Annotated in this window: 22 protein-coding genes; 10 read left to right on the top strand and 12 right to left on the bottom strand. The window is 64.6% G+C overall.

The genetic code is table 11. From position 1 onward, the window contains the following. Positions 1–4: 4 nt before the first annotated feature. Both IVB41_RS01820 and IVB41_RS01825 read left to right on the top strand, forming a co-directional pair. Positions 5–877: a DUF308 domain-containing protein gene (locus IVB41_RS01820; RefSeq protein ID WP_247399204.1), complete on the top strand. Its 873-nt coding sequence runs from the start codon at positions 5–7 to the stop codon at positions 875–877. 172 nt (positions 878–1,049) lie between these two features. After that, positions 1,050–1,466 (top strand): MucR family transcriptional regulator, encoded by a 417-nt coding sequence (locus IVB41_RS01825; RefSeq protein ID WP_027569063.1) that lies wholly within the window; start codon positions 1,050–1,052, stop codon positions 1,464–1,466. Between the two features lie 5 nt (positions 1,467–1,471). Here the strand turns inward: IVB41_RS01825 and IVB41_RS01830 are convergent, their stop codons facing one another. Both IVB41_RS01830 and IVB41_RS01835 read right to left on the bottom strand, forming a co-directional pair. After that, on the bottom strand, positions 1,472–1,903 hold the full coding sequence (locus IVB41_RS01830) for a SufE family protein (RefSeq protein WP_247359873.1): 432 nt from the start codon (positions 1,901–1,903) through the stop codon (positions 1,472–1,474). A 68-nt stretch (positions 1,904–1,971) separates the two neighbouring features. Beyond that, positions 1,972–2,397, bottom strand: coding sequence for a DUF5330 domain-containing protein (locus IVB41_RS01835; protein ID WP_247359872.1), 426 nt, complete (start codon positions 2,395–2,397; stop codon positions 1,972–1,974). Positions 2,398–2,781: 384 nt separating this feature from the next. Between IVB41_RS01835 and IVB41_RS01840 the strand changes: the two genes are divergently transcribed. Genes IVB41_RS01840 through IVB41_RS01850 form a run of 3 tightly spaced genes read left to right on the top strand, consistent with a single transcriptional unit; the run spans position 2,782 to position 5,802 of the window. Then, positions 2,782–4,713 (top strand): PAS domain-containing sensor histidine kinase, encoded by a 1,932-nt coding sequence (locus IVB41_RS01840; RefSeq protein ID WP_247426125.1) that lies wholly within the window; start codon positions 2,782–2,784, stop codon positions 4,711–4,713. Next, positions 4,706–5,401 carry a peptidoglycan-binding domain-containing protein gene (locus IVB41_RS01845; protein ID WP_247288761.1) on the top strand — a complete coding sequence of 232 codons (696 nt, stop codon included), beginning with the start codon at positions 4,706–4,708 and terminating at the stop codon, positions 5,399–5,401. The genes IVB41_RS01840 and IVB41_RS01845 overlap by 8 nt, the downstream gene beginning before the upstream one ends. A gap of 56 nt (positions 5,402–5,457) precedes the next feature. After that, a complete protein-coding gene (locus IVB41_RS01850) occupies positions 5,458–5,802 on the top strand; it encodes a DUF1491 family protein (protein WP_027569068.1) in 345 nt (114 codons plus the stop codon). Here the strand turns inward: IVB41_RS01850 and IVB41_RS01855 are convergent. Next, positions 5,799–6,785: a DUF2336 domain-containing protein gene (locus IVB41_RS01855; protein ID WP_027569069.1), complete on the bottom strand. Its 987-nt coding sequence runs from the start codon at positions 6,783–6,785 to the stop codon at positions 5,799–5,801. The genes IVB41_RS01850 and IVB41_RS01855 overlap by 4 nt on opposite strands. Positions 6,786–7,038: 253 nt before the next feature. Here IVB41_RS01855 and IVB41_RS01860 point away from each other — a divergent pair, with 253 nt between their 5' ends. After that, positions 7,039–7,227: a hypothetical protein gene (locus IVB41_RS01860; RefSeq protein WP_027516916.1), complete on the top strand. Its 189-nt coding sequence runs from the start codon at positions 7,039–7,041 to the stop codon at positions 7,225–7,227. A gap of 14 nt (positions 7,228–7,241) precedes the next feature. Beyond that, positions 7,242–8,003 (top strand): hypothetical protein, encoded by a 762-nt coding sequence (locus tag IVB41_RS01865; protein ID WP_247426127.1) that lies wholly within the window; start codon positions 7,242–7,244, stop codon positions 8,001–8,003. Positions 8,004–8,008: 5 nt separating this feature from the next. Here the strand turns inward: IVB41_RS01865 and IVB41_RS35590 are convergent, their stop codons facing one another. The 9 genes from IVB41_RS35590 to IVB41_RS01910 all read right to left on the bottom strand — a co-directional run bounded on the left by IVB41_RS35590 (position 8,009) and on the right by IVB41_RS01910 (position 13,173). After that, positions 8,009–8,140 (bottom strand): hypothetical protein, encoded by a 132-nt coding sequence (locus tag IVB41_RS35590; protein ID WP_256379048.1) that lies wholly within the window; start codon positions 8,138–8,140, stop codon positions 8,009–8,011. 59 nt (positions 8,141–8,199) lie between these two features. Further along, entirely contained in the window at positions 8,200–8,397 is a 198-nt protein-coding gene (locus tag IVB41_RS01870; protein WP_247426129.1) for a hypothetical protein, read from the bottom strand. A gap of 205 nt (positions 8,398–8,602) precedes the next feature. Next, positions 8,603–8,770 carry a hypothetical protein gene (locus IVB41_RS01880; protein ID WP_247426130.1) on the bottom strand — a complete coding sequence of 56 codons (168 nt, stop codon included), beginning with the start codon at positions 8,768–8,770 and terminating at the stop codon, positions 8,603–8,605. Positions 8,771–8,830: 60 nt separating this feature from the next. Beyond that, the gene (locus IVB41_RS01885) at positions 8,831–9,016 is read right to left on the bottom strand and encodes a hypothetical protein (RefSeq protein WP_027569072.1); all 186 of its coding nucleotides are present in this window, start codon (positions 9,014–9,016) and stop codon (positions 8,831–8,833) included. A gap of 188 nt (positions 9,017–9,204) precedes the next feature. After that, on the bottom strand, positions 9,205–10,359 hold the full coding sequence (locus tag IVB41_RS01890) for a helix-turn-helix transcriptional regulator (protein ID WP_027569073.1): 1,155 nt from the start codon (positions 10,357–10,359) through the stop codon (positions 9,205–9,207). Positions 10,360–10,445: 86 nt separating this feature from the next. Beyond that, the gene (locus IVB41_RS35855; RefSeq protein ID WP_407062468.1) at positions 10,446–10,625 is read right to left on the bottom strand and encodes a hypothetical protein; all 180 of its coding nucleotides are present in this window, start codon (positions 10,623–10,625) and stop codon (positions 10,446–10,448) included. Between the two features lie 285 nt (positions 10,626–10,910). After that, positions 10,911–11,504, bottom strand: coding sequence for an amino acid synthesis family protein (locus IVB41_RS01900; protein ID WP_247426132.1), 594 nt, complete (start codon positions 11,502–11,504; stop codon positions 10,911–10,913). 9 nt (positions 11,505–11,513) lie between these two features. Next, positions 11,514–12,377: a fumarylacetoacetate hydrolase family protein gene (locus tag IVB41_RS01905; RefSeq protein ID WP_027569076.1), complete on the bottom strand. Its 864-nt coding sequence runs from the start codon at positions 12,375–12,377 to the stop codon at positions 11,514–11,516. Positions 12,378–12,471: 94 nt separating this feature from the next. Next, entirely contained in the window at positions 12,472–13,173 is a 702-nt protein-coding gene (locus tag IVB41_RS01910; protein ID WP_027569077.1) for a GntR family transcriptional regulator, read from the bottom strand. Between the two features lie 105 nt (positions 13,174–13,278). On the opposite strand from IVB41_RS01910, the gene IVB41_RS01915 reads away from it, so the two are divergent. The 3 genes from IVB41_RS01915 (at position 13,279) to IVB41_RS01925 (ending at position 16,245) form a co-directional block, all read left to right on the top strand. Continuing rightward, positions 13,279–14,271, top strand: coding sequence for a zinc-dependent alcohol dehydrogenase family protein (locus IVB41_RS01915; RefSeq protein ID WP_247359865.1), 993 nt, complete (start codon positions 13,279–13,281; stop codon positions 14,269–14,271). A gap of 16 nt (positions 14,272–14,287) precedes the next feature. Further along, complete coding sequence (locus IVB41_RS01920) at positions 14,288–15,193, top strand: VOC family protein (RefSeq protein WP_247426134.1); 906 nt, start codon at positions 14,288–14,290, stop codon at positions 15,191–15,193. A 74-nt stretch (positions 15,194–15,267) separates the two neighbouring features. Continuing rightward, positions 15,268–16,245 (top strand): tripartite tricarboxylate transporter substrate binding protein, encoded by a 978-nt coding sequence (locus IVB41_RS01925; protein ID WP_247426136.1) that lies wholly within the window; start codon positions 15,268–15,270, stop codon positions 16,243–16,245. The last annotated feature ends 21 nt before the right edge of the window (positions 16,246–16,266 follow it).

Raw genomic sequence — 16,266 nt, forward strand, 5'->3', positions numbered from 1 at the left:
TTCGATGGCGTTGGTATTGTTGATCGCGGGGATTTTCGCCGTTTTGGCGGGCCTCCTTGCGATCCTGTTCGGCTTCACCGTCAGGGAATTCAGTCTCGGCAGTACCCTCATAATCTCCGGCACCATCGGCGTCTGCTCCGGAATGTTACTGGCCGGCCTCTACGTCGTGGTCGCGGAATTGAAGGGCATGGCCCGCCGGCTCGCTGGATCAATCGCACCATCCGACGTTCGGGTCCGGCCCGTACTGCCGGGTCTCGGGATGCCTGGAACGCCTGCCCCCTCGCCTGAGCCGGGCGCGGAGAAGATGGAGCCGGCGCCGCCATTGCCGGCCGCAGGCCCGCCGCCCTGGCAGAACGAAGCAGCCGCGCGCGAGCGACCGCGCGTCGAACCTCCGCCACCGCCGGAAGCTCCGAGCCCGCCTGAGGTTCCGGAGCCGCCGCGCCGGCGCAACTTGCTGTTCGCCTCGACCTCCCGCAAGGAGCGCGAGCGCGCGGAGGCGAAGACCGGCGAGGGCGTGCCGCCGCTGCCGCATGCCGAGCCGTCGGGGGAGCCTGCCGCCCCGGAGGCGCCGCCTGCGAGCTTTGACGACGCCTGGCCGAAGCCGGATCGCATGAGGCCTGCAGAGCCGCCGGCCGCCTCGCGGCGCCCGCCACCACGCTCGCCGTCGACCTTCGCGGAGGCTGCTCCGCCGCCTGCACCGGAGCCGACGGCCGCGGCCGAGCAGGCGCCCGTGACCGTGCTCAAATCCGGCATCGTCGACGGCATGGCCTATTCGCTCTACTCCGATGGCTCGATCGAAGCCCAGATGCCGGAGGGGATGATGCGCTTTGCCTCGATCGACGAACTGCGCTCCCACCTTGACCAGCGGGGCGCTTGAAGAGCGCGTAGGCAACTCTGGCGCAGCCAAGTAAAGCGCTGGCGTTCTTGTTGGTTCGTCAGTAAATCAGCCCATACTCCTCAGTCGTCCCATTTCAGCCAAACGTATTGTTGACACGGAATACTCTGACGTCGTCTCTCCCGTGAGACGCAAGGTGGAGAAAGGCGGGGCGATGTCGGATGCCGGGGCTAAGAATTTCATTGAGCTGACGGCAGGCATCGTGTCGGCCTATCTCAGCAACAATCCGACGCCTGCGGCTGAGATTCCGAACCTGATCAGCCAGGTGCATGGCGCGCTGGTGCGCGTTTCGTCGGGCCGCACCGAGACGGTGCCGCTTGAGCCCGCGAAGCCGGCGGTCTCGCTGAAGAAGTCGATCGCGCCCGATTATCTGGTCTGCCTGGAAGACGGCAAGCGCTTCAAGTCGCTGAAGCGCCATCTGCGCACCCAATACAACATGACGCCGGAGCAATATCGCGAGAAATGGGGCCTGCCGGCCGACTATCCCATGGTCGCGCCAAACTATGCGGTGGCCCGCTCGCAGCTTGCGAAGCAGATGGGACTGGGACAGCAGCAGCGGAAGCGGAAGTAGATTTTCTACGACGCTTCCGCGAGCGCCTCTTTCGCGTCGGTCTTGATGCGCTCGACCATCGAGCGCAGGCCGTTGGAACGCTGCGGCGTCAGATGATCGCGAAAGCCGAACTCGTCGAATACGGCAATGGCATCGGTTGCAAGAATCTCCTGAGGCGTGCGGCCGGAGTAAAGCGACAGCACGATCGCGACCAGCCCGCGCACGATGTGGGCGTCACTGTCGCCGCGATATGTCAGGACCGGCTGGCCGCCATCGCGATGATCGATCAGCTTCTGAAGCCAGACCTGGCTGACACAGCCATTGACCTTGTTCTCGGCCGAATGCTCAGCCTCGGACATCGGTTCCAGGGTGCGGCCGAGCTCGATGACGTACCGATAGCGGTCGTCCCACTCGTCCAGAATCTCGAAATTATCCCTGATTTCGTCGATCGTCGTCATGCTGGCCCAAAGTTCCCGTTCAGGCCAATATAGGGACGCAAAGCGCCGAAATCGATAGGGTTTGGGCGCTAATTCGCCGGTGCGGGCGCAGGGCCGCGCCATTCCAGCGCGAGGTCGTCCTGGGACAGGGTGTCGCGCGGCGCTTCGCTGGTTGCGGTATCGCCTTCGCCGGCCAGCGCGATCGAGCCGGTGTGGTCGGGCGCCTTCTTGTCGGGCTTCTCGAGCTGCTCTTTTTTGTCGTTGATGATCTGGTAGATCTTCTTTGCGCCGTCCTGCGCGCGCTGGCCGATGATGGTCGCGGCCTGTCCGCCGACCTCGCAGGCCGCCGGCTGGCGCTTGCAGAACTGGGTCATGTCGGAGACGGCCGCGGTCGCAGCCTGCACCGCGTCGGCAGCGCCGATCTGCGGCAGCTTGTCCGATTCGGGCGTCTTGTCCCGCGGCAGGAGCACCAGCACCAGCCCGAGCCAGAATGTGATGCGAAGCAGAAAGCGCATCTTGCGACCTGTATGTTAGACCCCGTCGCGGCGATCTCCGCGGATGTCGGACCTAGCAACTCTCGATAAATCGCAAGTGATTGCCTTCCGCTTAATTCGCGGAAAATTGACTCAAGAATCTTTGCAATCGACGGTGTCGTAAATTTTCGATTGACTTCCGTGCCGTGAGCTCTGCGGCCGCGCCCGTCCACCATTTCGAAACCATGCGGATCACGGGGAAACCCTGTGTTCACCATCCCCGCCGATGACGTCGTCAAATCGTCTAAAAAGCCCTGCGATGACGCGGTGTCCGGCGGCGCGCCGCGCTGCCTTAGTGTTCGTTTAAGGTCGCTCTGACACGGTGGCTCAACGATAAGGAGGCGTTCCGGCGCGTCTTCCCGACGAATGAGCCGAAGCGCGAGACCCGTGACAGTTTTGAGTATCATCCGCGATTGTCTCGATGCGCTGCTGCATCCCTCCGCGCGTTACGACGCGCTGACGCGAGCGCGCCATCGTGCCTTCATGGCCCCGCGGCTGCTCGGCAGCCTGGCCGCTTTTGCCGCATTCCCGGTCTATCTCGCCATGCGCGGCGCGCCGAGCGCGATCGAGGTCGCGGCCTTCGCCTGGCTGATTGCGCCGATCCTGTTGTCCTGGTTCCTGTCGCGCACCGGCCGTTACGAAGGCGCGCATGTGCTGTCGTCGCTGGCGCTCTCGGGCCTGATCATGGCGGTTGCGGTGACGACTGGCGGCATCGAATCTTTCGCCGCGATCTGGCTGGTCGTGGTTCCCCTCGAAGCTGCGCTGTCGGCCTCGCGCCGCGTCGCGGCCTTCGCATCGCTGCTGGCACTGTCCTGCGCCGGCATCCTGATCCTCGTCAGCCAGCTCGGCTGGCTGCCGATTGGCGACACCAGCGCTGCGGAACGCGGCGTGCTGATGGCGTTCGGCGTCGCCTCGGCGACGCTCTATGCCGCGGGCCTGGCTTTCGGCGCGGAATCGCTCGCGCGCACCAGCGTGGCGCTGCTGTCGCGGGAGGAGGAGCGTTACCGCCTCCTGGCGCGGAATATGAGCGACGTCATCTCGCGGCATCAGCGCAACGGCGCGGTGCAGTTCATTTCACCGGCAGTGGAAGCCATGCTCGGCGTGCCCGTCGCGCAACTGCTCGGCCACGGCCTGTTCGATCGGGTCCATGTCGCCGATCGGCCGGCGTATCTGACGGCGCTGTCCGATGCTGCGCGCGGCGACGTGCGCAGCGTCGAGTTCCGGTTGCGCCGGGAACGTGCCGGCTCGGAACGCGGCCAGGTTGACTTCATCTGGGTCGAGATGCGGTGCCGCCCGCTCGATCAGGATATGGGCCGTGATACCACGCGCGAGGCCGATGTCGTCGCCGTGATGCGCGATGTCACCGACCGCAAGCTCGGAGAGCAGGCGTTCGACGAGGCACGCCGCGCTGCAGAGGCGGCCGACGCCGCCAAGACGCGCTTCCTCGCCACCATGAGCCATGAGCTGCGCACGCCGCTCAACGCCATCATCGGTTTCTCCGAGATGATCACGCAGGAGCAGACCTTGATGCTGGGCGCGGCCCAGCGGAGGGAATACGCCCAGCTCATCAACGATTCCGGCCAGCATCTGCTCTCGGTCGTCAACGGCATCCTGGACATGTCCAAGATGGAGTCGGGCAATTTCGAGATGGCGTCGGAACCGTTCGCGCCGCGTGCATCATTGATGCATTGCTGCAATCTGCTGGCGCTGAAGGCGCGGGAGAACGGCGTCGATCTCGTCACCGATGCGCCGCAGGACCTGCCTGTCATGACCGGCGATCCACGCGCCTTCAAGCAGATCGTGCTCAATCTCGTCGCCAACGCCGTCAAGTTCACCGAGCGCGGCGGTCAGGTCACCGTCACAGCCGCGGTCTCGGGTTCGCAGCTTGCGCTGCGCGTCAGCGACACCGGTATAGGCATCGCGCCTGACGATCTCAAGCGCATCGGCGCGCCGTTCTTCCAGGCCGGCAAGACCTATCAGCGCCGTCACGAAGGCACCGGCCTCGGACTTTCGATCGTGAAGAGCCTGGTGGCGTTGCATCTCGGCGAATTGACGGTACAAAGCAGGCTGGGCGAGGGCACTGCCGTCACCGTCAAGCTGCCGCTGGTCTACACGCCGCAGGCCAAGACGTCTGATATGAAGACTTCTGATGGCAAGATGTCCGACAGCAAGGCGAGCGAGAGCAAGATCGCGACCTTGACGCCGGTGCTGCGCCAGGAACTTCAGGACCACGAACTTCACGACCATCCTCACGACCAAGTTCAGGACCAACCCGCTCTGGTGAAGAAAAGTGCCTAAGAAGTCTGCCAAGGACGAAGCCGCTCCGCGCCGCCGTGGCGCCAAGGCCGCGGTCATCGATGTCGAGACCGAGCGCAATCTTGTGCTGCGCGTGCTGCTGCATAGCCCCAAGGATACGCTGGCCGGTCTCGTCGCCGTTGCCGCCATCGGCGCGATCGTTGCCAATGCGCTGTTCCTGCAGACCGGCCGGCACCCGGCGCCGATGTTCGGTACCGTGATCAATCTTCCCGCACCGTCGTCCATGGCGCTGTCGAACCCCTTGCCCCGTCCGCGTCCCGTCGGCGCCGATACCTCTCCGCTCGAGCCGAGAGCGACGGAGTTTCGTGCCGAGCCCAAACCTGCAGACAAGCCGCCTGAGAGGCCCGTCGAGGCGACTGCATCGACGCCGCGCTCGGGCGATCCCATGACCAATCTGGTCAAGCAAACGATTTCGGCGCCGCCCTCCGTCTCACGTCCGCCGGCGCCAATCCCCGTGCAGCAGGGCCCGGCCGCGCGGCGCATCGCCGGCGTGCAGCGCGCGCTCTCCGAATACGGCTACGGGAATTTGAAGATCACGGGCGCGATGGGCGCCGAGACCCAGTCCGCGATCCAGAAATTCGAGCGCGAGCACAAGATGCAGGTCACCGGCCAGCTGTCCGACCGCCTGCTCCGCGAGCTCGGCGCCGCGATCGGCCACCCGGTCGAATAGTCGTGATGTTGTGCGAAGGCTGGTGCTGATTGCAGCGCTGTCCTATCGTGGCCTCCATGCGTTTGAAATCAAACATCTGGGTCTCAGCCTATCTGCGCCGGTGCCAGACCGAGGGCGTGTACGGCGCGGTGCGTCGTCGCGGCGCCGAGGAGGCGGGTGCGGTGTTCGTGAAGGTCTCGCTGCTCGACGGCAATGCGATGCTCTATGTGCCGGCGCCGCAGACCTCTTATGACGACGGTCGGCCGGTCGATCGCTTCTTCGTGCCGCTTGCGCCGCAGCCGATGCCGGAGTCCGCGGTGGAGGAGCGTCTGACCAAGGAGATCCGCTTCGACTCCGACATCTGGATCGTCGAGACCGAAGACCGCGCCGGGCGGCATTTCCTCGAGCTGGCGAAGACCTAACGATCCGATCCGTCAGTCCCTGTCCGCACCGCAGGCGCGGAGCCGGGCTGCACGCCCGGACGCGTCTGGCTTGCGCCCGCACGTGCGCGCTGGCGCTCGCTGTCGTGCAGCGACGGTTGGTACTTGGCCCGGGTGACGGCAAGCGTCGAGCCGCGCCAGGCGGCCAGCATCACCAGCGCCGCGCGGTCGCTGAGACGATCGTAAAGCCGCGACAGCCGGTACACGTCGGTCACGGAGTTGCCGATCTCCGGCTTGAAGAACAGCAGAATGCGCTGGAACACCGGGCTTGGCATGTCGAGTGCGCGCGCGGCGACCGCGAGCGCTTCGCCGCTTGCATCGTCGACGATCTGGGCTGCGACGCGCGAGGGCAGGATCAGGCTGTCGCAAAGCTCGAAGATGAAATTCTCGACATCGCCCGCGATCGCCGCCATCTCGAGGATCTGGATCGCGCGCTTGGCGCGGACGGTCGGAATCCGCGGCGCGGCCTTCAGCGGCGTCTCCGCCAGATTGTGCAGGATCAGCGCGCGCTCGGTGGCGCCAGCGCGGAAGAACATGTCGTGGATATCGGCCGCGTCCTTTGGCTGCATCGCCATGTTCGAGGCCATGCGCAGCTCGGCGTCGCTAGGCGTGCGAACCGGCAAGGGGACAGGAGCGGGGGCAGGGACGGGCGCCGGGATTTCGCGCGCGAGCGGAACCCTGCGGCCCTCCTGCGCGGCCGACAGTCCGAGCTTCTGCATGATCGGCGCGGGCGTCGACGGATAGATCGCAAGCCGCGCCTTGACGGCCGCGCGCGTCGCGTCGTCGACCTGGTCGATTAGTCGTGTGGCGAGCTCGACGAACTGGCGCTGCTCGTCGTCGCTATGGGTGCTCGACTGGACATAGAGGTCGGTCAGCACGCGCAGCAGCGTCGGACGAACATCGACGCCTTCGCGACGGGAGAGGGTCATCAGCCCGTCGAATCCTGGAAACAACGACTTGGTCATGGAGAGATACGCGACCTGGAAGAGATACTCGCCGCCAGCCTATCGCGGGCTCCTTTAAAGGCTCGTTAAGGAAAACGAGGCGTGAAGCCGAACCGGCAATTTGAAGCGTTCTCGTGCCGCAACGGGACGACGGGTCCCGCCCGTGCGGTTACGGTCCCGCCGGCACGTTTACACCCCGTTAACCATGAACTGATCTTAATGAATGCATGTTGCAGAGGCGCGCCGGGTCGCGCGGCAATTGAAGAGAGCTGATATGGGGACCATCATCGAATTTCCGGCCGGTCGCCGGGTGAGCGCGTCGGGGGACGTGGCTCCGCGCGCGGACATGGGCACGATTTTGATCCTTCCCGTGATCCGCATCGAGCGCGAGAGCGACGAAACCAGCGGCGATCACGGGCCGGAGCAGGGCACAGCGCCGGGGCGCCGTCGTCGTCGCCGCTAGCCTTCGGCCTTGAAATGCCGGAGAGCCTCCGCCAGATCCGGCCGGTCGTAACGGCCATCATGCTCGCAGTGCTGGGCGCGACGCTTGCCGCCTGTAGTGGTGGCGATTTCGGCCGGACCCGCGCCGACATGCGCAGCGACGACATGCATCGCTGGCTGGGCGCGGAAGTCACCTCCAGCGTCGGCCTCAAGCCATCCCAATTCCAGCTCACCGACGAAGAGCGCCAGCTTCGCGACCTCGCTTATCCGCTGATCGAACCGCCGCTGTCGCGGCCCGCCTGGAAGAGTGTGTTCGGCGACTACAAGGCGCTGCCCTCGCCCTGGCGGCAAAAGATCGTGTTCGACCGCACCATGTATGGTCGCACACTGATCGACGAGCCGCACCGTTCGCATTCTTCGCGCTACACGCAGCTGATGGAGGACGTGCGCAACGACATCACCCGCTTCGAGCCGTTCTTCGCCTCCGCGATCCGCGTCATCGACCTCGACAAGAAGCGCAATGCCAGCATGGCGCGTGTCTCCTCCCTCTCGCCGAAGGAGAAGGAGGACGCGGTCGAGCGCATGCAGGAGAATTCGCTGATCATCCAGTGGGTACAGCAGTGCCTCGAGCAGCGCGTCTCGTCCTATCGCTGGGGGCTGGAGCGGCTGGTGATCCAGGCGCCCGACGGCATGGCCGCCGATGCCGACCGCCTGATCGGCGAACTCGCCGCCCAGACCGCCAACCCGCCGGTCGCGGCCCAGCCGCCCTACGGCCGCGCGGTCGTCTCGAAGGGCTAACCCAGTTAGTCGCACAAGGGCGATATGGTCGGCTGCACTGGAGCCGCGGCCTCGCTCGCCGACGCGCGTCCCCAGATCATCACGGCGACGATGTGAACGACGAGGAATGCGGCTGCGACCGCCAGGAGCCAACGCATTTCACTGCGCTGCGGAGACCGCACCGTCAATCCTGCCTCAGCTGTCCTGTTCGCAACGATCATTCTCGTTCTCCGGCATCATGTTTGAGTTCGTTGGTGAGCAAGTGCTCGTAATGGCGCAGGACGCGACCTGCCTGATGCCGTCGCGAGGCGTGCAGCGCCGACATGATGAAGGCGAAGATGCCTCGCGATTCCGGTTCGACGTGGCGGTTGGGAGCCTGAGAGGCCGCTCCGGACCAAACTGACACGATGCTCATGGTCGAACCCGATCGGTCAGAAGAACCCGGCGCTGAGATCCAACCCGTGAGTCAGCGACAGCAGCCATACGAAGAGGACGGCTCCGCAGCACAAAGTGAGCTGCTTGAGAACATGTGCCCGCAACGAAGACGCGGGGAATGCGCGAGCAAAAGCGCTCGCAATGGTGGCGGTTGCGAGGGCTCGCATGATGATCCGGACCGTGGGCTAATGGCCGGGCCTGACCGGCCGTTGCGCTTCGCGCGTGAACTCGTCGTACCGTTGCCGGCGCCGGCGGGCTTCCTCGATTTCCCAGAACGCCAAAACGAAACACGCGCCCAGGCAGGCTGAAATCAGCATGAGCAAAAACGCTTGATCGCTCGCGGTTTGAGTCATGAAATGTCCAATGCAAATAAAAACCAAATCGAAGCAAAGGGTGCGCCAACGCGGCCTCACTCAAGGAATGTTGATTGCCGGCAGTGGGCCGGTGGCAAGAATTGAGACGTCGCTGGCTTGCTTCTGCTCGAACATGGCCAGCAACATCAGCGCGATCAGAAACACGTAAGACGCGAGACGCCATCGCTTTGGTTCGGGCCGATGGTCGTCCGTATCGAGGCAGCGCCCGCCAGTTGCCGTCCGCATCGTGATCTCCTGATGTCGTGACGATGAGAAAATCAGTCATCCCGCATCGCCGCATCATCGGAACCAATGAAACGCAACCGTCGTCGGCGAATTTTTCTTGTCTGGAAATTTCGCCCGGCATGCGTAGCGCTGCGCAAGCCGGCGACGCAGGCAAATGACGACGATTTAGGCGTATGTCAGATGACGAATTAGCCGACAGCGCCTTGTGCGGGCAGAAGTGGCGGCGTGGCGCTTTGCAGCAGGCGAAGCAGATCCGTTTGCCTCGTCGTGTTCGTCTTGGCAAAGATGCGCTGCAGGTGAGAGCGCACCGTTGACTCGCCGATGCCGAGCATGTCGGCCGCCTCTTTCGCGCCGAGACCTTGCGCGAGCGTCATCAGCACGCGAAGCTCGCCGCCCGTGAGCTTGTAGAGCCTTGCAAAAGCCTCGCCCGGCATCATCGGCACCTCGGCGGGGTCCTTCATGAAGACGGCTACCGATGCGGCAAACGGGGCGAGGATTCCGCTGCGCTGACCGCGATCGACAGGAAGCAGGGTGGCGATGTAGCCGGCGCCGTCGATATCGGGGATTGCGAGCGAGTGTCCGCTCAAATCCGCATCGTCGCGGGACGCTTCGTCGATGGCCTTGGACAGCGCATCGCGGGCGGCGGCATCGGTCGGAAAGATCCGGTTGCCGAGGACACGAACGGCGTTGCCGGTCTTGATCTGCCGCTCGGCAGTCTCGTTCATGTAGACGACCCGGCCGTCGCGCGCCGTCAGGAAGACACCGACGGCAAGCATGTCGAATGTTCGCTCCAGCATCTCCGACCGCAGCGTCCTGAGGTCGAGTGCGTCGGAGATGGTGAGGGCGCGGCAGACATGAGGGGACAGCATCTTGAACAGGTTGATGTCCAGCTGCTGATAGCGATGCGTCTTCGCCGTCCGAGAGGCATGCATGGAGGCCATGCGCCCGCCGGTCCGCAGAGCTGGAAACCAGATGATGTCCTGCAATCCGTGAGGCTGGAGAATGTCCCGGTAGAACCGGCTTTCGAGCAGCTCATCGAGATCGTTCATCGAGAGCGCGCTGACATGACCGATGTCGGCGACGATATCCGCGGCCGCCATCGGCGTCTTCGCGTAGTTCTCGCCGAGCTTTTCCAGAAACGTCTGCTCGTAGCCGAACACGAACAGCTGGTCGTTCTGGACGTGCTTCATGTCGTGAACGCAGATGCCGCCCGCCGTGCTCTCGCAGAGATCGGCGATCTTCCGGCAGGTGGCCGCCCAAAGCTGCGGATTGAGGGCGCAGTCGTAGATGGCGCCGATGGTGTCGGATAACGCTTGGGCGGAAACCCCCTCCAAACCGATCATGACGCCTCTTTCATTCTTCTTTGATTAGTTTTTAGGCAAACAACCGGCGTAATATACATAGCACATGATTTGATGGATTTAGAGCGCTACTTTGCGCTGCAATAAGGATGCGCTAGCGCGGACGAGGCGATCTCTTCGCGTTCGCCACGGCCGCTCGGCCCCGTGGAGACTTGGCGCGCTGCTTCTGACACTGCGACGTCCGGATTGCCGCGCGCCACGCCTTCCGGGACAATGGCGATGCCGACCCCGGCAGCGACCAGCGCCATGGCCCAGTCTTCCGATTGCCGCTTTGCTCGCAATGGCAGCGGTCGATCAAGGGGACGCGGGCGAGATCGGCGGTGCGAAGCTTCTCCTTCAGTGCCAGCGGATGCGACGGCGGCGGCGCTGCGACATAACGCTCGCTCACATCGCGACGAAATGCTCGTCAGCGCGCAACATGGTCTTCGAGATGATCTGAACCACGGCGATCGCGTGGGCGTCGTCAACAGCCACGATCCCGCCGATTATGAGCGCTGCAGGTGCGACGCACATTGAGTGCGCTGCTCGGGCCGTCAGCGCTGTCCGTCGTGCGCGGAGATCGCGGATGCCGCGAGGCCTCCGATGCGCGCGTGAGGTCGGCCGCCGGTCGCCATCACGAGCCCGAATGCGATCTCGTCGCGCCGTGGTGAATCCCACAGCGTCATCTCCGCGGTGCCGAAATGGCTGCGGACATAGGCGGCGTGGATGTGCCCGAGCGGAACCATGAGCCGCGTGCCCGGACCGCCGATGGTTTTCGCCGCCGGGACGATCGCCTTGGGCTGACCGAGCACCTCGCGCATGCCCTGGCCGCCGGCCTCGTGCCAGACCGCGCCGTGCTCGAGCTCGCCGTCCTCGCCGACGATGATGCCCTTGCCATAGGCTTCGATCTGCGCGGCACCGCCGAGCTGCGCGATCAGCCGCGTTGCAAGCTCGCGCCCGAGCTCGCGCAAGGATGCCTGAAACGGCATCAGATCAGGTTCGAAGCGGCCCGCGAAGGGATTGCGGATCACCGCAATGGCCGTTCCGACCAGCAGAGGCTTCTCCAGCCGGGGACCGCGCTCGTGCCAGATGGTCTCGACGCTAAGCGCGGTCTTGCGGATGTCTTGGGACACGTCTTGAGACGACATGCGCAGGCGCTATGCTTCGTCGACGACGGGATTGCGCAGCACGCCGATGTTCTCGATCTCGACCTCGACCACATCGCCGGGCTTGAGGAAAACAGGCGGCTTGCGGGTGAAGCCGACGCCAGCCGGCGTGCCGGTGGCGATGACGTCGCCGGGGACGAGGTCGAAGATGGTCGAGCTGTACTCGATCAGCCGCGGGATCGAGAAGATCAGCATCGAGGTGTCGGAGGATTGTACCACCGCGCCGTTGACGCGCGTCTCGAGCTTCAATTTGGTGGGATCGCCGATCTCGTCCGGCGTCACCAGCCATGGTCCGAACGGGCCGGTGCCGACGAAGTTCTTGCCGGAGGCGATCTGCTGGGCGTGACGCTGCCAGTCGCGCACGCTGACGTCGTTGTAGATCGAGTAGCCCGCCACGTGATCCCAGGCGTTGGCCTGGCTGATGTGACGGCCGCCCTTGCCGATGACGACAGCCAGCTCGCCCTCCCAGTCGAAATTGTCCGAGACCTTCGGCCGGATCACCGGCGCGTTGTGCGCGACCTGGGAGCGCCAGACCCGGAGGAAGATCGGCGGAAATTCCGTGATCTCGCGCTTCATCCCGAACGCCACGGCTTCATTGTGGTGGTCGAGATAATTGCGCACGGCGCAGACGATCTTCTCCGGACGCGGGATCACCGGCAGATATTTGACGTCGCTCAGCGCCATCGTGGGCTTGTGTCCGGCGACGATGGCCTCGCGCCGCGCATAGTCGTCGCTGCCGAGGAAGTCCGCGAGAACAGGGTACTGGGGCAGGGCGCGGCCGAGATCAACGACGCCATTTTCGACAACGGCACCCCAGCTTTCCCGATTTCCGTCCAAGAACGACAGCAGCTTCATGGTTACGCCCCGAAGGTTGGCATTTTCGATCTTAGCTATTATTTTCGAAAATCGGGCGAGGCGCAAGCCCACTGCGGTAAAAAGCCGTTGCCGCCTATTCGATATCGAGCAGATGCGCGGCGTAGGTCGCGACGTTGTCGGCGGTCGTGCGGATATGCGTCTCGATCAGCTGCACCGCGAGATCCGGATTGCGCGAGATGGCGGCCTGCATGATCGCCTGGTGCTCGCCGGCCTTGTCGCGCGGCCGTGGCCGGAAATTGGCCGACAGATGCCGATAGCGCTCGGCGCGATCGAACAGGTCGGCGCGAATGGCAAGAAGGGTAGCGGAGCCGCAGGCGGACACCAGTGCCTGGTGGAATTGGCGGTGGGCGATCTTCCATTCGGGATCGCGTAGCGGATGTTCGGGATCGCGCTGCTCGATTCGCTTCAATCTATGCAGCGTCGAGATGACGGCGATTTCCCAATCGTCGTCGCCCCGCTCGATCGCGCGGCGGATCAATTCCACCTCGATCAGCACCCGGGCATCGGTGACTTCCACCAGGTCCTGGCGGCTGACCGGCGCCACCCGAAATCCGCGCTGCTCCTGCGCGTCGACCAGGCCTTCGGCGGTAAGCGCCGTCAGCGCCTCGCGCAGCGTCGTGAAACTTACGCCGAATCGTTCGCGCAGGACGTCGAATCGCAGCGGCTCGCCCGGCGCCAGGCCGCAGGCAATGATCTCCTCGCGCAGCCGATGGGTGATGTCGGCGGCAACGGTCTTGCCGAATTCCTTGCGGGGGCGAATGGCGCTTTCGGACATGGTTTCTGCCATTGAATCGATGGCTCAACATGCCGCGCTAACGAGCATCTTGCAATAATTTTCGTAAACGATATTATTTTCGAAAATATGGGCGGAGATGAAATCATGAGGGCGGTGCTGGTGCGTCAGCCGGGTGGGCCGGATGCACTCGAACTGGTGGAGCGTCCGGTGCCTGTGCCCGGACCCGGCCATGTGCAAATCCGGGCCGAAGCGTTCGGGGTGGGGCAGCCCGATGTGCTGATCCGGCGTGGCGTCTACAAATGGATGCCGCCGCTGCCGGCCAATCCCGGCAACGACGTCGCCGGCCGCATTGCCGCGCTCGGGTCCGGCGTAGAAGGGTTTGCGATCGGCCAGAAGGTGCTGCTGAGCGCGCGCGACCTGTCGCAGCGCGGCGGCTGCTACGCCGACTATGTGGTCGCGCCGGCGGACGCCATTCATCTGCTGCCCGACGATGTCGATATGCAAGCGGCCGTGTGCCTGTCGAACTACCAGGTGGCCTACGCGCTGCTGAACGAGTGCCGCCATCCGCGCGCACCGGCCAGCGTGCTGGTGATCGGGGCGGCGGGTGGTGTCGGCACCGCGCTGGTGCAGCTCGCCAAGCTCGCGCAGATGAATGTCATCGGCACGGTTTCCAACGAGGAGAAGGCCGCATTCGCGCGCGGCAACGGCGCCGATCACGTCATCTACTACCGCCGCGAAGACGTGGTGGCGCGGACCCGCGAGCTGACCAATGGCGAGGGCGTCGGCCTCGTGCTCGATCACGTCTGTGGGCCCGAGTTCACCGGCTATCTCGGCGCGCTCGGCAAATGGGGGACGTTGCTGTCGTACAACGCCTTCGCAGGATTGCCGGAAGAAAACCTGATGGCGGCGATGCGCGACCATCTCGACATCTGCCCGGCGATACGCTGCTTCTCCTTCCACATCTACGACCACGATCGCGACGGGCGTCGCGCGCTCATGCGCAACGTGATCGACGCGCTGAGCCGCAATGCGATCAAGCCGGCGATCTCGGCGGTCCTGAAGCTCGACGAGGTCAGGCAGGCCCACACGCTGCTCGAGCAAGGCTCGGCGCTCGGCAAGATCATCATGACGCCATGAGGGGGTGGATTGCACGATGACGACACAAGCACCCATTGCACGCTTCACCCGGCTCCGGCACGCGAGCTTTGCCTCGCCCGATCCCGAGCGGTTGCTCGACTATTACCGCGCCGTGATCGGTCTTGGCCTCGTCGGCCGCGACGGCAACCGCATCTTCCTTGCCAACGATTCCGAGCAGCTTTCGCTGGTGATCGAACCCGGCGACGCGGCGCTGACGAGCATCGCCTTCGAGATATCTCCTGATGTCCAGATCGAGGCCCTGGGCGCCGCGCTGAAGCAGGCCGATCTGCGGCCCGAGCTGCATAGCGATCCCCTGCCTGGCGTTTCCAAATCGCTGTCGTTCAGCGACCCCGAAGGCACGCGCTTCGAGTTGATCCAGGGCTGGACGCCGACGCCTGCGCAGGAGCGGATCGGTGCGCTTGCCGTCACCAAGCTCGGCCATGTCGCGCTTGGCACGCCCGATCCGCGCGCCGCCTCGGAGTTCTACGCGAACATGATGGGCCTGCGGGTTTCAGACTGGATCGAGGATCGCTTCGTCTTCATGCGCAGCGGCTACGAGCATCATACGCTGAATTTTGCTCGGGCCCCCGGCCATGGCTTGCATCATGTCGCGTTCGAGCTGCGCGGCCCTGTCCATATGCAGCAGGCGTGCGACCATCTCGCCCGTCACAAGCTTCCCGTTCTGTGGGGACCGGTGCGTCACGGCCCCGGCCACAACACGGCGATCTATCATCGCAATCCCGACGGGCATTTGGTCGAGCTGTTCCATGACCTCGACCGCATGACCGACGAAGAGCTCGGCTACTTCGAGCCGCGTCCCTGGCATCGCGATCGACCGCAGCGGCCAAAAGTCTGGGTCGGTCTGCCGCGCGACGTCTGGGGCATGCCGCCATCGCCTGAATGCACGGAGTTCGCCCGCTAGCGGATTCAAACTCGACTTGAAGAACGCCGCCTCGTCGCGGCCAACGATAGAACAGTCAAAGGGAGGACGCATCCATGCGAAGGATGAAGCGGCTTGCTGCGGCGATTTTTCTGTTTGGCTGCTTTTTAGCAGCCACTTCGGCGTCGGCGGACAATTATCCATCGCGCCCGATCCGGCTGCTGCATGGATTTGCCGCCGGCGGCGCGGCCGACACGTTGTCGCGCATCATCGCCGACGGGCTCTCGAAGAAGCTCGGCCAGCCGATCATCGTCGAGGCCAAGCCCGGCGCCGGCGGCAACATCGCCGCGGATGCCATCGCGAAAGCGGCGCCCGATGGCTACACGATCGGGCTCGTCACCGGCGCTCATGCGATTTCCGCCGCGACCTACAAGAGCCTCGCCTACCAGCCGGCCGAGAGTTTCGAGATGATCTCGACGCTGGTCTATTACGCGCTCGTCATCGCTGTGCGTAGCGACTACCCGGCGAAATCGCTGGGCGAGCTCGTCGCCATGGCAAAGCAGAAGCCCGGTGCGCTGAGCTTCGGATCGGTAGGTTTTGGCAGCACGCACCATCTTGCAGGAGAGCTGTTGAACGCAGCCGCCGGCGTCGAGATCGTGCACGTGCCTTATCGCGGCGATTCTCAATCCGTCACCGCGTTGCTCGGCGGAGAGGTTCCGGTGATCGTCGGCACGCCGGTCTTGCTTGCCTCGCAGATCCAGGGCGGCGCGATCCGCGGCCTGGCGGTGACCTCGCCGACGCGCACCGCATTGTTGCCCGACGTGCCGACGGTTCAGGAAGCCGGTATCAAGGGATATGACGTGCGCACCTGGGCCGGCCTGCTGGCCCCGAAGGGAACGCCGCCCGCCATCATGGCCGCACTCAATGCGGCGACGCTCGACGCTCTCAGGGATCCCGACCTCAAGCAGCGTCTGGAGACCGCCGTCGGCGGCGAGGTTCGCGGTAGCTCGCCGGAGGAGATGAAGGCCCTGATCGAGACCGAGATCAGCAAATGGACCGGCGTGGTGGAGCGGGCGAAGATCCCGAAGATCTGATCCCAATAGGACAGGGATCTC

The organism is Bradyrhizobium sp. 44 (assembly GCF_023073095.1).
In the GTDB taxonomy this organism is placed as follows: Bacteria; Pseudomonadota; Alphaproteobacteria; order Rhizobiales; family Xanthobacteraceae; genus Bradyrhizobium.

Bases quoted from the DNA above. Each gene is read 5' to 3' on its own strand.
- IVB41_RS01820 (WP_247399204.1), top strand. From the start codon at position 5: ATGGCGTTGGTATTGTTGATCGCGGGGATTTTCGCCGTTTTGGCGGGC.
- IVB41_RS01825 (WP_027569063.1), top strand. From the start codon at position 1,050: ATGTCGGATGCCGGGGCTAAGAATTTCATTGAGCTGACGGCAGGCATC.
- IVB41_RS01830 (WP_247359873.1), bottom strand. From the start codon at position 1,903: ATGACGACGATCGACGAAATCAGGGATAATTTCGAGATTCTGGACGAG.
- IVB41_RS01835 (WP_247359872.1), bottom strand. From the start codon at position 2,397: ATGCGCTTTCTGCTTCGCATCACATTCTGGCTCGGGCTGGTGCTGGTG.
- IVB41_RS01840 (WP_247426125.1), top strand. From the start codon at position 2,782: ATGAGCCGAAGCGCGAGACCCGTGACAGTTTTGAGTATCATCCGCGAT.
- IVB41_RS01850 (WP_027569068.1), top strand. From the start codon at position 5,458: ATGCGTTTGAAATCAAACATCTGGGTCTCAGCCTATCTGCGCCGGTGC.
- IVB41_RS01855 (WP_027569069.1), bottom strand. From the start codon at position 6,785: ATGACCAAGTCGTTGTTTCCAGGATTCGACGGGCTGATGACCCTCTCC.
- IVB41_RS01860 (WP_027516916.1), top strand. From the start codon at position 7,039: ATGGGGACCATCATCGAATTTCCGGCCGGTCGCCGGGTGAGCGCGTCG.
- IVB41_RS01865 (WP_247426127.1), top strand. From the start codon at position 7,242: ATGCCGGAGAGCCTCCGCCAGATCCGGCCGGTCGTAACGGCCATCATG.
- IVB41_RS35590 (WP_256379048.1), bottom strand. From the start codon at position 8,140: ATGCGTTGGCTCCTGGCGGTCGCAGCCGCATTCCTCGTCGTTCACATC.
- IVB41_RS01870 (WP_247426129.1), bottom strand. From the start codon at position 8,397: ATGAGCATCGTGTCAGTTTGGTCCGGAGCGGCCTCTCAGGCTCCCAAC.
- IVB41_RS01880 (WP_247426130.1), bottom strand. From the start codon at position 8,770: ATGACTCAAACCGCGAGCGATCAAGCGTTTTTGCTCATGCTGATTTCA.
- IVB41_RS01885 (WP_027569072.1), bottom strand. From the start codon at position 9,016: ATGCGGACGGCAACTGGCGGGCGCTGCCTCGATACGGACGACCATCGG.
- IVB41_RS01890 (WP_027569073.1), bottom strand. From the start codon at position 10,359: ATGATCGGTTTGGAGGGGGTTTCCGCCCAAGCGTTATCCGACACCATC.
- IVB41_RS35855 (WP_407062468.1), bottom strand. From the start codon at position 10,625: ATGGCGCTGGTCGCTGCCGGGGTCGGCATCGCCATTGTCCCGGAAGGC.
- IVB41_RS01900 (WP_247426132.1), bottom strand. From the start codon at position 11,504: ATGTCGTCTCAAGACGTGTCCCAAGACATCCGCAAGACCGCGCTTAGC.
- IVB41_RS01905 (WP_027569076.1), bottom strand. From the start codon at position 12,377: ATGAAGCTGCTGTCGTTCTTGGACGGAAATCGGGAAAGCTGGGGTGCC.
- IVB41_RS01910 (WP_027569077.1), bottom strand. From the start codon at position 13,173: ATGTCCGAAAGCGCCATTCGCCCCCGCAAGGAATTCGGCAAGACCGTT.
- IVB41_RS01915 (WP_247359865.1), top strand. From the start codon at position 13,279: ATGAGGGCGGTGCTGGTGCGTCAGCCGGGTGGGCCGGATGCACTCGAA.
- IVB41_RS01920 (WP_247426134.1), top strand. From the start codon at position 14,288: ATGACGACACAAGCACCCATTGCACGCTTCACCCGGCTCCGGCACGCG.
- IVB41_RS01925 (WP_247426136.1), top strand. From the start codon at position 15,268: ATGCGAAGGATGAAGCGGCTTGCTGCGGCGATTTTTCTGTTTGGCTGC.